Annotated in this window: 12 protein-coding genes; 5 read left to right on the top strand and 7 right to left on the bottom strand. The window is 73.1% G+C overall.

The window, feature by feature from the left end:
- Positions 1 to 145 precede the first annotated feature (145 nt).
- Positions 146 to 1054: an SDR family oxidoreductase gene (locus tag ARTHRO9V_RS14730; RefSeq protein ID WP_159828320.1), complete on the top strand. Its 909-nt coding sequence runs from the start codon at positions 146 to 148 to the stop codon at positions 1052 to 1054.
- 51 nt (positions 1055 to 1105) lie between these two features.
- Here ARTHRO9V_RS14730 and ARTHRO9V_RS14725 read toward each other — a convergent pair whose 3' ends face one another.
- The 4 genes from ARTHRO9V_RS14725 to nucS form a co-directional block, all read right to left on the bottom strand.
- Positions 1106 to 2407 (bottom strand): CynX/NimT family MFS transporter, encoded by a 1302-nt coding sequence (locus tag ARTHRO9V_RS14725; RefSeq protein WP_236557064.1) that lies wholly within the window; start codon positions 2405 to 2407, stop codon positions 1106 to 1108.
- Positions 2404 to 3081, bottom strand: coding sequence for an HAD hydrolase-like protein (locus ARTHRO9V_RS14720; protein ID WP_056044155.1), 678 nt, complete (start codon positions 3079 to 3081; stop codon positions 2404 to 2406). The genes ARTHRO9V_RS14725 and ARTHRO9V_RS14720 overlap by 4 nt, the downstream gene beginning before the upstream one ends.
- A gap of 24 nt (positions 3082 to 3105) precedes the next feature.
- The gene (locus ARTHRO9V_RS14715) at positions 3106 to 3357 is read right to left on the bottom strand and encodes a hypothetical protein (RefSeq protein WP_159828317.1); all 252 of its coding nucleotides are present in this window, start codon (positions 3355 to 3357) and stop codon (positions 3106 to 3108) included.
- A gap of 129 nt (positions 3358 to 3486) precedes the next feature.
- Positions 3487 to 4182 carry an endonuclease NucS gene (gene nucS, locus ARTHRO9V_RS14710; RefSeq protein ID WP_056044151.1) on the bottom strand — a complete coding sequence of 232 codons (696 nt, stop codon included), beginning with the start codon at positions 4180 to 4182 and terminating at the stop codon, positions 3487 to 3489.
- Positions 4183 to 4317: 135 nt separating this feature from the next.
- On the opposite strand from nucS, the gene ARTHRO9V_RS14705 reads away from it, so the two are divergent.
- Entirely contained in the window at positions 4318 to 4980 is a 663-nt protein-coding gene (locus ARTHRO9V_RS14705) for a hypothetical protein (protein WP_159828314.1), read from the top strand.
- Positions 4981 to 5044: 64 nt separating this feature from the next.
- Positions 5045 to 6124 carry a LacI family DNA-binding transcriptional regulator gene (locus tag ARTHRO9V_RS14700; protein WP_123571134.1) on the top strand — a complete coding sequence of 360 codons (1080 nt, stop codon included), beginning with the start codon at positions 5045 to 5047 and terminating at the stop codon, positions 6122 to 6124.
- A 48-nt stretch (positions 6125 to 6172) separates the two neighbouring features.
- Here ARTHRO9V_RS14700 and ARTHRO9V_RS14695 read toward each other — a convergent pair whose 3' ends face one another.
- Positions 6173 to 7507, bottom strand: coding sequence for an MATE family efflux transporter (locus ARTHRO9V_RS14695; RefSeq protein WP_159828311.1), 1335 nt, complete (start codon positions 7505 to 7507; stop codon positions 6173 to 6175).
- 32 nt (positions 7508 to 7539) lie between these two features.
- A complete protein-coding gene (locus tag ARTHRO9V_RS14690; protein WP_159828308.1) occupies positions 7540 to 8805 on the bottom strand; it encodes a uracil-xanthine permease family protein in 1266 nt (421 codons plus the stop codon).
- A gap of 118 nt (positions 8806 to 8923) precedes the next feature.
- Here ARTHRO9V_RS14690 and ARTHRO9V_RS14685 point away from each other — a divergent pair, with 118 nt between their 5' ends.
- Together ARTHRO9V_RS14685 and ARTHRO9V_RS14680 are read left to right on the top strand one after the other, a co-directional pair.
- Positions 8924 to 10888, top strand: coding sequence for a M13 family metallopeptidase (locus ARTHRO9V_RS14685; protein WP_159828305.1), 1965 nt, complete (start codon positions 8924 to 8926; stop codon positions 10886 to 10888).
- A gap of 5 nt (positions 10889 to 10893) precedes the next feature.
- Positions 10894 to 11799 carry a serine hydrolase gene (locus ARTHRO9V_RS14680; protein ID WP_159828302.1) on the top strand — a complete coding sequence of 302 codons (906 nt, stop codon included), beginning with the start codon at positions 10894 to 10896 and terminating at the stop codon, positions 11797 to 11799.
- Positions 11800 to 11880: 81 nt separating this feature from the next.
- Here the strand turns inward: ARTHRO9V_RS14680 and ARTHRO9V_RS14675 are convergent, their stop codons facing one another.
- Positions 11881 to 12288: an NUDIX domain-containing protein gene (locus ARTHRO9V_RS14675; RefSeq protein WP_056044139.1), complete on the bottom strand. Its 408-nt coding sequence runs from the start codon at positions 12286 to 12288 to the stop codon at positions 11881 to 11883.
- Between the last annotated feature and the right edge of the window lie 24 nt (positions 12289 to 12312).

Here is a 12312-nt window from a genome sequence, read left to right as displayed (position 1 = left end):
CCCGTCGGCGACGGCCATCGATCCGGGCAGTCGATAACGAGTCTCGATCCCTGCAACGACGCCGATCGGGGCGCGCCGGGCGGACGAGGAGGCGCGGGTCGGCCCCGCCTGGGAGCCGCCCCCACCGCGCATGGTTCAGTGAGGCATGACCGACTCGACCGAGACCTCCTCCGCCTCCCTCGGGGAACCCGCCCGCGCCTCCTCGTCCCTCGTCGCCGTGACGGGTGCGACGGGTGCCGTGGGCGGCATCGTGGCCGCGCACCTGTCCGAGCGGGGCGTCCCGCTGCGGCTCGTCGTGCGCGACGCCACCCGGGCACCCCGACTCGACGGGGCCGAGGCCGAGGTCGCCGTCGCCACGTACGGCGACCGGGCGGCCTCCGTCGAGGCCCTGCGCGGGGTCGAGACGCTGTTCATGGTGTCGGCGGCCGAGGCCCCCGACCGCGTCGACCAGCACCGCTCGTTCGTCGACGCCGCCGTCGAGGCGGGCGTGCGCCACGTGGTCTACACGTCGTTCGCCGGTGCGTCGGCGGACTCGGTCTTCACGCTCGGGCGGGACCACTTCGCGACCGAGCAGCACATCCGCGAGTCGGGGCTGGCCTTCACGTTCCTGCGGGACAACTTCTACCTGGACTTCATCCCGCTGTTCGCGGACGAGCAGGGCGTGATCCGCGGCCCGGCCGGTGACGGGCGCGTGGCGGCGGTGGCCCGGGCCGACGTCGCGGCGGTGGCGGCCGTCGTGCTGCTCGACCACGAGTCGCACGCCGGGGCGACCTACGACCTCACCGGGTCGGAGGCGTTCACCCTGACCGAGGCGGCTGCACGTCTCACCGCCCTCGGCGGACGGTCGTTCACGTTCGTGGACGAGACGGTCGACGAGGCCTACGAGTCCCGCCGCGTCTTCGAACCCGAGCCCTTTCAGGCGGACGCCTGGGTCAGCACCTACACGTCCATGGCCTCGAGCGAGGTGGCGCAGGTGACGTCGTCCGTGCGCGACCTGACCGGACGCGACCCGTTGACGCTCGAGGTGCTCTTCGCCGGAGGCGTCCAGCACTGATTCGACCCGGGAGGCCGCCCGGTCGTCGGCCCGGCCGGCGGCCCGGCCGGCTCAGGGCACGCGTCGTGACGACAGCACGCCGCTGACGCCGAGCACGACGACCGCCGCGGCGACGCCGATCATCGGGATCTGCCAGTTGCCGCTGACGTCGTGCAGTCCGCCGATCGCGAGCGGCCCGAGCGCGGCGATCGCGTAACCGCCGCCCTGCACCAGGGCCGACAGCCGTCGTGCCTCGACGTCGGTCGACGCCATGCGCACGATGACGATGAAGATGATCGTGATGCCGCCGCCCTGCGCGGCCCCACCGAAGATCGACCAGAGCAGCCAGTGCTCGGGAGCGAAGAGCAGGCCGAGCGGCATGGCCGACCAGAAGACGGCGATCAGCCCGATGACGACCGCCGGCCGCACGCGCAGGGCGAGGAACGGCACCCCGAGCGCACCCACGACCGCGAGGATCTGGAAGACCGACGAACTCGCCCCGGCCGCCTCGCGGGTGAGGCCGACCTCGTCGCGCAGCAGCGTGGGCATCCAGGCCGTGAGCCCGTAGTAGCCGAACGCCTGCCCCGAGAAGGCCAGCGTCAGGCCCCAGGTCGTCCACCGACGCAGCAGCGGGGTCGCGCTGCGTCGGCGCTCGCGCGCGTCGACCTCGGCCTCGCCGGGCTCGACGACGTCGATGCCGCCCGTGAAGACGTCGGCCGCCGAGGAGGCGCGGTGCCGGTCGTCGACGTCGGCCTGCGACCCCGGCACCACGGCCACGCTGCCGCCCCGCACCGCGACGCGGGGGCCGACGGCGATCGACCAGACGACGGCGGCCAGGACGGCGAGCAGCCCCCAGGTCACGAGGGCGAGGGGCCAGCCGACGACCGAGGCGATCGGGGCCGTCGCGAGCGAGGTGATCATCGACCCGACGTTGAGGGCCGAGGTGTAGATGCCGGTCACGAAGCCGGCCCGCTCGGGGCTGAAGTCACGACGGATGACGACGGGCAGCACGACGTTGCCGATCGTGATGGCGACGCCGATCACGATCGTGCCCACGTAGAGCCAGACCGTGCCGCCGGCCGTGCGCAGCAGCGTGCCGAGGAGCACGCCGGCGAGCCCCAGCGTGACGGCGCGCTCGGCGCCGATCCGGCCGATCAGGGCCGAGGCGAACGGGCTCGCCACGGCGAAGCAGAGCACGGGGATGCTGGTGAGCAGCCCGGCGACGACCGCCGTGAGGCCGAGGTCGGCGCTCATCTGGTCGAGCACGGGGGCCGGGGCCACGATCGGCCCGCGCATGTTGAGGGCGATCAGCACGATCGCGAGGGTGAGCAACCAGGCGGCGGGCGACCGCACCGCGGCCGCGGCCCGGGTCACGCGGCGCCGCGCAGCAGGGAGACGCCCAACAGGTCGGCCACCTCGTCGACGTCCGCCGCCACGGCGACCGCGCCGACGTACTCCTCGGGCTCGCCGTAGCCCCAGCCGACGAGGATGGTGGGCACGCCGTGCACGGCCGCGCCCTCGACGTCGTGGTGGCGGTCGCCGAGCAGGACGGGCCGCGAGAGGTCGGCCCCGCGGGCGCGCAGGCGCTTCAGGGCCTCCTCGACGACGTCGGCCTTGGTGTTGCGCACCTCGTCGTCGGACGCGCCGGTGATGACGTCGAGGTAGCGGTCGAGGCCGTGGGCCCGGAGGATGGCCGTGGCCGGGGTCTCGGGCTTCGAGGTCGCGGTCGAGGTGGGGATGCCGGCCGCGTGCACGGCCGCCATGAGGTCGGGCACCCCCGGGAACACCTCGCCCTCGAGGGCGCCGTGGGCCAGGTAGTGCGCGCGGTAGAGCCGCATGGCGTCGACGAGGCGCTCGCCGTCGAGGCCGAGGCGCACCTCGAAGCTCTGCGGCAGGGGCGGTCCGACCCAGGCCATGAGGTCGGCGGGCGAGGGCACCGGCAGGCCGAGTTCGCCGATCGTGTGGGCGAGGCTGGCGGTGATCGCGGGCGCCGAGTCGGCGATGGTGCCGTCGAGGTCGTAGAGGACGGCCGTGTAGGGGAGAGTCATCACCCCCAGCTTACGGATCGGGGGTCAGCAGGGGACCGCTCGGAGCGGCCAGGACGCGACGGCCGACACGGCGTCCCGGATCGCCGTCGCGTTCGCACCCGCACTCGTCGTGCTCGTCTTCGCGTTCGCGTTCGCGGTCGCGGTCGCGTGCGGGGTCGGGCTCCGTCGCGACGCGTCGAACGGGCGCTGGGGGGCGTCGGGCCTGCTCGCGAGGGACCGGAAGACGGGGGTCGCCTCGCGTTCGGCGGCCAGGGTGTCGAAGATCGGTGAGGTCACGGGTTGCTCCTGCGGTCGAGGGGGGTCCTAGCAGAAATATAACCCTGAAATGTGAGTATCACAAGGGTTCGTGGCCCTGCGCCCGCGTGGGCCCGTACCCGCGCGGCCCCGCCCCCACGGCGCTCGGCGTCAGAAGAGGCGGGAGTGCGAGTCGTCCAGCCCGCGCATGGCGTCGTAGTCGAGCAGGAGGGTGCGGATGCCCCGGTCGTGGGCCAGCGTGCGGGCCTGCGGTTTGATCTCTTGCGCGGCGAACACCCCGGTCACGGGGGCGAGGTGTGGGTCGCGGTTCATCAGCTCGAGGTACCTCGTGAGCTGCTCGACCCCGTCGATGTCGCCTCGCCGCTTCAGCTCGACGGCCACCGCGGCGCCCTTCGCGTCGCGGGCCAGGATGTCGACCGGCCCGATGGCGGTCATGTACTCGCGGCGGACGAGGGTGTGGCCCTCGCCGAGCAGTTCGATCTGTTCGGCCAGCAACTTCTGCAGGTCGGCCTCGACGCCGTCCTTGGTCAACCCCGGATCGACGCCCATCTCGTGGGACGAGTCGTGCAACACCTCGTGGATCGACACCACCAGGAGGTCGGCCGTCTTGGCCTGGGTCACCTTCCACAGCTCGACGACGCCGGCCTCGCGTTGGTCGTCGTCGGGTTCGACCGTGCGGATGGTGCAGGGCGGGCTCATCCAGTTCAGGGGCTTGTAGCTGCCCCCGTCGGAGTGGACGAGCAGGCTGCCGTCGCTCTTGACCATCAGGAGGCGCGTGGCCAGGGGCAGGTGGGCGGACAGTCGACCGGCGTAGTCGACCGAGCAACGGGCAATGACGAGGCGCACCCGACGATCCTACGGGGCGACGCGAACACGGCTCGGGCCCCTCGTTGACAAGTATGCATATGTGAAATACATTCATGACAGATGGTCGGCAGGACGGCCACCGAGACGCCTCCAGGAGGAACGATGCCCCACCCGATGCCCGCCACGACCCGGCCGCTGCGGACGACGACCCACGACACGGCCGAGCTGCTGCTCGTCGACCTGGCGACGGCGCGCTACGCGCCCGGCGACTCCCTCGACGTCGACACCATCGTGCGCGAGCACCGGGTCACCCCCGGCGAGGTGCACCTCGCCCTCTTCGAGCTGAGGCGCATGAAGGTCGTGGTGCGCGCCCCGTTCAGCGGTGCCCACGTCGTCGTCTGGCACCGGCGGTTCAACGAGGTGCTGCTGCGCGACCTGGTCCGCATGGTCTCCGTGGCGTCGACGACGGCGACGTCGCTCGAGGACGTCCCCGAGCCCGCCGTGCGCCGACCGGCCTGCACGGCCCACGGGCTGGCCCTGCCCGCGGACGTCGCCCACTTCCTCGACCTCGTCCGGGCGATCGTGCAGGTGCTCTCGCCGGCGGCCCGTCAGCACGTGCGCGACGACCTGCTGCTGCCGCTCGAGATCCTCTGCAGCGCGAGGGCCGTCGCGGTGCACGACATGCGGCCCGCCCTCGGCGAGACCGTCCGCGGCGCGATCGTCGACCTGATGGAGGCCGCCGCGCACTACGGCGACTGGACACAGCTGCCCGGTCTCGCGTCCGACTACGTCACGGCCCTGGGCGTCGACGAACCGCCCGTGCGACCCGTCGACTGACACCGCACCGACCGTCACCGCTCACCCGGAGGCCGTCCGGCCCCGTCGGCTAGGCTGCGGCAGCATGAGCCGGGCAGAGGGCGACGTCGCCGCGAGGCCGACCCTCGCGTCGGTGGCGCGGGTCGCCGGGGTGAGCGCGAGCACCGCCTCCTTGGCCTTCAGCGGGACCGGCCCCGTCTCGGACGAGACCCGCGCGCGGGTGCTCGCCGCCGCCGACGAACTCGGCTACGCAGGGCCCGACCCCCGCGCGAGGTCGCTGCGGCGTGGGCGTTCCGGCATCGTCGGCGCCGTCCTCGAGTCCACCCTCAGCACGGCCTTCCGCGACCCGATCAACGTGGCCATGCTCGACGGCATCGCCGACGTCACGGGGCCGGCCGACAACTCGCTGCTGCTGCTGACCGAGACCGCGGGCGAGCGCTCCCGCCTGCTGGACGCCCCGGTGGACGCCGTCGTGCTGTTCGGCTGCAGCACCCGCCTCGACCAGTCCGTGTCGATCATGCGTCGGCGCGGCATCCCGGTGGTCTCGATCGAGGCCCCGCCGACCGAGGGCGTGCTCGACATCGCCGAGGACAACGTGGGCTCGTCCCGCCTGTTGGCGCAGCACCTGCACGACCTCGGCCACCGACGGGTCGCCGTCGTCGCGCTCGAGCTCGGCCCCGGCCGGTCGAGCGGCGACGGGGACGACGAGCTCACCGACGCGCGCGTGGCCCGGGGCACCTCCTGGCCGACCCTCGAGCGGCTGCGCGGCACCCGCGAGGTCTTCCCGGGCGTGGGCGGCCTGGCCACCCGCGGCAGCTGGACGAGCGAGGGGCACCGCGCCGGCCTGCGCCTGCTCGACGTGCCCGAGGCCGAGCGGCCGACGGCGATCATCGCCCAGAGCGACCTGCTCGCGTCGGGCGTCATCGCGGCGGCGGACGACCTGGGGCTGTCGGTGCCGGGCGACCTGAGCGTCGTCGGCTACGACGGCGTGCGCCTCGACGACCCGCGCGCCGCCGACCTCACGACGGTCGTCCAGCCCGCCGTCGAGAAGGGCCGCGCGGCCGGTCGTGCGGTGCTCGCACTCCTCGCCGGCGACCCCGTCGAGGGCACGACGTTCACGAGCGTCTTCCGCCCCGGCTCGACCACGGGTCCGCCCGCGCGCTGACGCCCGACCCCGACGCCTCCTCGCCGACGCCGACCCACGACCCCGGGTTCAGCCGGCGCCGACGACCATCCAGCGGTCCGACCGCGCCCGGAGGCCCAGCGTCACGGCGCGGATGCCGATGTAGCCCAGGCCGAAGGCCAGCCACAGGGCGACCGTGCCCCGCGCGTCCGGCCCGACCCGCGCCTCCAGCGGGATCAGGATCGCGAGGTAGACGACCGTGTTGACCACGCCGGCGAGGGCGAGGTAGCGGGCGTCGCCGGCGCCGAGGAGCACGCCGTCGAGCACGAAGACGAAGCCGGCCAGCGGGATGCCCACGGCCATCGCCAGCACGACCCGGGGCAGCAGGTCGCGCACCGCGTCGTCGCCGCTGAAGACGGGTGCGAGCAGCGGCGAGACCGCGGCCAGCAGCACGCCGAGCAGCAGACCGCCGCCGACCCCGAACAGCATCAGCCGGCGGGTGACGGCGCGCACCGCCTCGCGATCGCCCTGACCGAGCGCGTGGCCGACGAGGGCCTGGCCGGCGATGGCCAGCGCGTCGAGGGCGAACGCCAGCGTGCTGAACAGGGTGAGCGCGACCTGGATCGTCGCGAGCCCGGTCACCCCCGAGGAGGCGGCGGCCCAGACGGTCGCGATCATCGCGATCCGCAGGGACGCGTTGCGCACGAGCAGCCACGCGCCGGAGCGTGCCGTGCGACCGACGCCGGCCAGACCCGGACGCAGCGGAGCCCCGACGGCCCGCGCGGCACGGACGGCGATCACCACGTACACGGCGGCCATGCCCCACTGCGCGACGACGGTCCCCGCGGCCGAGCCGGCGATCCCCCAGCCGAAGCCGTAGAGGAAGAGCGCGTTCAGGCCCGCGTTCGCCGCGAAGCCGACCGTGGCGACGACCAGTGGCGTCCTGGTGTCCTGCAGGCCGCCCAGCAGTCCGGTCGCCGCGATCACGAGCAGCATGCCGGGCAGGCCGAGCATCGACACGGTCAGGTAGGTCGCCGCGGCGTCGACGACGGCCGGGTCGGTGCCGAACAGGCCGACGAGGGGGCGGGCGACGAGTGCCCCGACCCCGGCGAGCACCACCCCGACCAGCAGCGCGAACCAGAGCCCGTCGACGCCGGCGCGGATCGCTCCGGGCCGGTCACCCGCGCCGAGCCGTCGGGCCACGGTCGGTGTCGTGGCGTAGGCCAGGAAGATCAGCAGGCCGAGGGCGGTCTGCAGCACGACGCTCGCGATGCCGAGCCCGGCGAGGGGCACCGTGCCCAGGTGCCCGACCATCGCGGTGTCGGTAAGGAGGAAGAGCGGTTCGGCGACCAGCGCGCCGAGCGCCGGCGCCGCGAGGGCGACGATGCGTCGGTCCCAGGGCGAACGGAGGCGCGAGGTCGTCACCGGGGACGGCTCGCCACGGCGGCGTCCCACCGTCAGTCGGTGCCCCGGGCCCGACCCACGGCCGACATGAGGTGGTACACGACGATGGCCGCGACCGTGCCGAGGATGATGCCGCCGAAGCTCGCGCCCCCGAGGGCCAGGGTGAAGTCGGCGATGCCCATGATGAGCGCGACGCCGGCGGTCAGCTGGTTCTTCGGGCGGCTGAAGTCGACCCTGTTCTCGACCCAGATGCGGATGCCGATCACGCCGATGAGTCCGTAGAGCGCCGTCGTGACGCCGCCGAGCACCCCCGGCGGGATGGTGAAGATGACGGCGCCGATCTTGGGCGACAGCCCGAGCAGGATCGCCACGACGCCGGCGACCCAGTACGCGGCCGTCGAGAAGATGCGGGTGGCGCTCATCACGCCGATGTTCTCGCCGTAGGTGGTCGTCGCCGAGCCGCCGCCGAGGCCGGCGAGCACCGTGCTGAGGCCGTCGGCGAAGAGTGCCCGGCCGGTCAGCGGGTCGAGGTTGCGCTTCGTGAGCTGGCCGACGCCCTTGACGTGGCCGACGTTCTCGGCGATCAGGGCGAGCACGACGGGCAGGAAGCCGAGGTAGATCGGCAGCTGCCCGAGGTCGAAGGCGGGGGCCGTGAAGGTCGGCAGGCCCACCCACGGCGCGGCCGCGACGGCGCTGTAGTCGACGGCGCCCGCGATCACGGCGGCGACGTAGCCGACGACGACGCCGACGAAGATCGACAGGCGGCCGAGCAGGCCCTTGAAGAGCACGGCGCTCAGCACGACCGCGGCGAGCGTGATCAGGGCGATGCCCGGCGAGAGCGCGAAGTTGTCGCGGGCGGCCGGGGCCAGGTTGAAGCCGATGAGGGCGACGATCGAGCCGCTGACCACCGGGGGCAGCAGGGCGTCGATCCAGCGGGTGCCCGCGAGGTTCACGACCAGGCCGATCACCGCGAGCAGGGCGCCGACGACGATGATGCCGCTGAGCGCGAGGGGGATGCCGCCCACGTCGGTGGCGGCCGCGATCGGGGCGAGGAAGGCGAACGACGAGCCCAGGTAGCTGGGCAGGCGGTTCTTCGTGATGACGAGGAAGAGCAGGGTGCCGATGCCGGAGAAGAACAGCGTCGTACTCGGCGGGAACCCGGTGATGATCGGCACGAGGAAGGTCGCGCCGAACATCGCGACGACGTGCTGGCCGCCGAGGCCGATGGTGCGCGGCCAGCTGAGCCGCTCCTCCGGGGCCACGATCTCGATCGGGTCGACCGTCTTGCCGTCGCCGTGCAGTGCCCAGGGGAGTGCCATGTCGAGAACTGTACTGGGGGTGCCGTTTCCTCCGTGTTTCCTGGGACGGCCTCGTCAGCCCGGGCCGCAGCGGGTCCGGCCCGGCCCGTCGTCGGGGGCCTCACCTAGGCTGACGGGCATGACCAGCGACGCACTGAGCAGCGGAATCCAGACCGACGAACTCGACCCGGCGGTCCGCCCGCAGGACGACCTCTTCCGGCACGTCAACGGCGCGTGGATCGACCGCACCGAGATCCCCGACGACAAGGCGCGCTACGGCTCCTTCTACCTGCTCGCCGAGGAGGCCGAGAAGGCCGTCCGCGAGATCGTGGTCGAGTCCCAGTCCGCCGAACCCGGCACCGAGGCCCGCAAGGTCGGCGACCTCTTCACCAGCTTCACCGACGAGGAGCGCATCGAGGCGCTCGGCGCCGCACCCCTCGAACCGCTCCTGGCCGAGGTCGAGACGGTCACCGACGTGACCTCGTTCACGCGCCTCCTGGGCTCGCTCGAGAAGCAGGGCATGCCGAGCTTCGTCCAGCTCTTCGTCGACAACGACCCGGGCGACCCCGAGCGGTACGTCGTCTTCGTCGAGCAGGGCGGCCTCGGCCTGCCCGACGAGTCCTACTACCGCGACGAGAAGTTCGAGTCGGTGCGGACCGCCTACCGGGCGTTCGTCGAGCAGATGCTCGGGCTCGCCGGCCTCGACGACGCCTCGGCCCGCGCCGACCGCGTGGTCGAGCTCGAGACCGCCCTCGCCACGCACCACTGGAGCAACGTCGCCACCCGCGACAGCGACAAGACCTACAACCTGCTGGCCTGGGCCGAGTTCGACGCGCTCGCCGAGGGCGTCGACCTCACGGCCTGGCGGGACGCCGTGGGCGGCCCGGCCGGCGTCTTCGACGAGCTCGTCGTGCGCGAGCCGTCGTTCGTGACCGGACTGGCCTCGCTGCTGACCGACGACCGCCTCGACGCCTGGAGCGACTGGCTGCGCTGGCAGATCGTCCGCTCCATGGCCGCCTACCTGTCGACGCCCTTCGTCGAGGCGAACTTCGGCTTCTACGGTCGCACCCTCACCGGCACCCCCGTGCAGCGCGCCCGCTGGAAGCGCGGCGTCTCGCTGGTCGAGGGCGCCCTCGGCGAGGCCGTCGGGCGCATCTACGTCGAGCGGCACTTCGCGCCCGAGGCAAAGACCGCGATGGACGTCCTCGTCGGCCACCTGGTCGAGGCCTACCGACAGAGCATCACGGGCCTCGAGTGGATGACCGACGAGACCCGAGCCCGGGCCCTCGACAAGCTCGAGAAGTTCACGCCCAAGATCGGTTTCCCCGAGAAATGGCGCGACTACTCGGCCCTGTCGATCGACCCCGCCGACCTGGTCGGCAACGTGCGGGCCACCGCCGCCTTCGGCTTCGACCGCGAGCTGGGCAAGATCGGCCAGCCGCTCGACCGCGACGAGTGGTTCATGACGCCGCAGACCATCAATGCGTACTACAACCCGGGCATGAACGAGATCGTGTTCCCCGCGGCGATCCTGCAGTTCCCATTCTTCGACGAGACGCGCGACGCCGCCGCCAACTACGGAGCCATCGGCGCCGTCATCGGCCACGAGATCGGCCACGGCTTCGACGACCAGGGCTCGAAGTACGACGGCGACGGCAAGCTGACCGACTGGTGGACCCCCGCCGACCGCGAGGCGTTCGAGAAGCTGACCTCGTCGCTCATCGCGCAGTACGACGCCCTCGCCCCGAAGCAGGTGCCCGACCACCACGTCAACGGCGCCCTCACCATCGGCGAGAACATCGGCGACCTCGGCGGGCTCTCGATCGCCTGGAAGGCCTACCTCATCTCGCTCGACGGCAGCGAGCCGCCCGTGATCGACGGCCTGACCGGCGCCGAGCGGTTCTTCCTGAGCTGGGCCCAGGCCTGGCAGATCAAGCTGCGCGACGAAGAGGCGATCCGTCTCGTCTCGATCGACCCGCACTCGCCGAACGAGTTCCGGTGCAACCAGATCGTGCGCAACATCGACGAGTTCTACGAGACGTTCGGCGTCACCGAGAGCGACGCGCTGTGGCTGCCGGCCGAGGAGCGCGTCACCATTTGGTAGGTCAGGTGCCCGGCCGTCGGGCCCGACGGGAGAACGGCGACGGCGCCGACCACGAGCCGCGCCACGGTGGCGGGCGCGCGCTCGAGTCGTTCTCCGCGTCCTTCGCCGCCCTGGGCGACCTGGCGCTCGCGGGTGGGCAGGTCTCGGCCTCGGTCAGGGACCTCGACGCGGGGGCCGACCTGCTGAGCGTCGACGAGCACGTGGCGCTGCCGGTGGGGCAGCTCGGTGCCGTCCTGCTCTTGGTCGAGGTGTCGGCCCGCATCGAGGACGGCACGCTCCGCCCCCTCGACGAACTCGACCGGCTGGGCGACCCCGGCGACCAGGGGCCCGGTGGCCTCTGGCCCTACCTCCGCCGGACGAGCCTCCCGGTGACCGACGCGGCGACGCTCGTCGGGGCCTTCCGCGACGGGGCGGCGATCGACGCGCTCATCGCTCGGGTGGGCCTGGCCGCCGTGCGGGCACGAGGCGAGTCGCTCGGTCTCACGAAGACCGCCCTCCTCGACGTCACCCGGTCGTCCCGTGGCCCCGACGACGCGCCCGCGCTCGCCGTGGGCACGGCTCACGAACTCGTCGGCCTCATGGTGTCCCTCGCCCGCGGCGAGGTCGTCGACCGGGCCGTGTCGAACCGGGTGCTCGGCTGGCTGTCGCTGGGCGCCGACACGTCGCTCGTCGCGGCACCGTTCGGTCTCGATCCGCTCGGGCACCGGCGGCTCGACCACGACCTGCAGATCGTCCACACGACCGGTGGCGACCCGGGGGTGCGCTCCGAGCTCGGGGTGCTCCGCGGGCCGCGCCGCAGCGTCGCGTACTGCGTGATCGTCACGTTCGACGACCTGACCCTCGCCCACCGTCTCCGGGCGCTCGAGGCCCTGCGGGCCGTGGGCATCGACGCCCTCGAGTACGTGCACTGAGCCGGGTGCCGCACCGAGCCGGCTGCCGCACTGAGTCGAGAGCCGCGCCGAGCCGCGGCCCGGCCGTGCCCCCGCGCCGACTCAGTCGACCAGGTCGAGCCCCCGGAGGCGCTCGAGCGTCGCGACACCGGCCGGCGGGCACCGGCCCGCGTCGGCCGAGGTGACCCAGTGGACCGCGCCGACCTCGGCGGCGGGCGCCGGCTCGGGGCTCGTAGCCGAGAGCTCGGCCGCGAAGACCGTCATGGCGACCTGCCGACCCTCGGGCTCGCCGTGCGCCTGCGTCACGACGGTGAAGAGCTCGGCCACGGTCGTCGGGTCGAGTTCGACGCCGACCTCTTCGCGCGACTCCCGGACCAGCGCCTCGGCCGCGGTCTCGCCGGCCTCGAGCTTGCCGCCGGGCAGGTACAGCACGTCACGGCCGCGGGCGGTCACCATCAGCATCCGACGGTCACGGACGAGGGCGAGCGCGCTGACGACGATGGTGTCCATCAGGCCATCCTCGGGCACGACGAC

Origin of the sequence: Frigoribacterium sp. 9N (assembly GCF_902506305.1) — a bacterium.
In the GTDB taxonomy this organism is placed as follows: Bacteria; Actinomycetota; Actinomycetes; order Actinomycetales; family Microbacteriaceae; genus Frigoribacterium.
Note: the sequence above shows the minus strand (reverse complement) of the source record. Positions and strands in the feature narration are given on the sequence as shown.

Coding starts and splice junctions, on each gene's coding strand:
- ARTHRO9V_RS14730 (WP_159828320.1), top strand. CDS start 146: ATGACCGACTCGACCGAGACCTCCTCCGCCTCCCTCGGGGAACCCGCC.
- ARTHRO9V_RS14720 (WP_056044155.1), bottom strand. CDS start 3,081: ATGACTCTCCCCTACACGGCCGTCCTCTACGACCTCGACGGCACCATC.
- ARTHRO9V_RS14705 (WP_159828314.1), top strand. CDS start 4,318: ATGCCCGCCACGACCCGGCCGCTGCGGACGACGACCCACGACACGGCC.
- ARTHRO9V_RS14700 (WP_123571134.1), top strand. CDS start 5,045: ATGAGCCGGGCAGAGGGCGACGTCGCCGCGAGGCCGACCCTCGCGTCG.
- ARTHRO9V_RS14690 (WP_159828308.1), bottom strand. CDS start 8,805: ATGGCACTCCCCTGGGCACTGCACGGCGACGGCAAGACGGTCGACCCG.
- ARTHRO9V_RS14685 (WP_159828305.1), top strand. CDS start 8,924: ATGACCAGCGACGCACTGAGCAGCGGAATCCAGACCGACGAACTCGAC.
- ARTHRO9V_RS14675 (WP_056044139.1), bottom strand. CDS start 12,288: ATGGACACCATCGTCGTCAGCGCGCTCGCCCTCGTCCGTGACCGTCGG.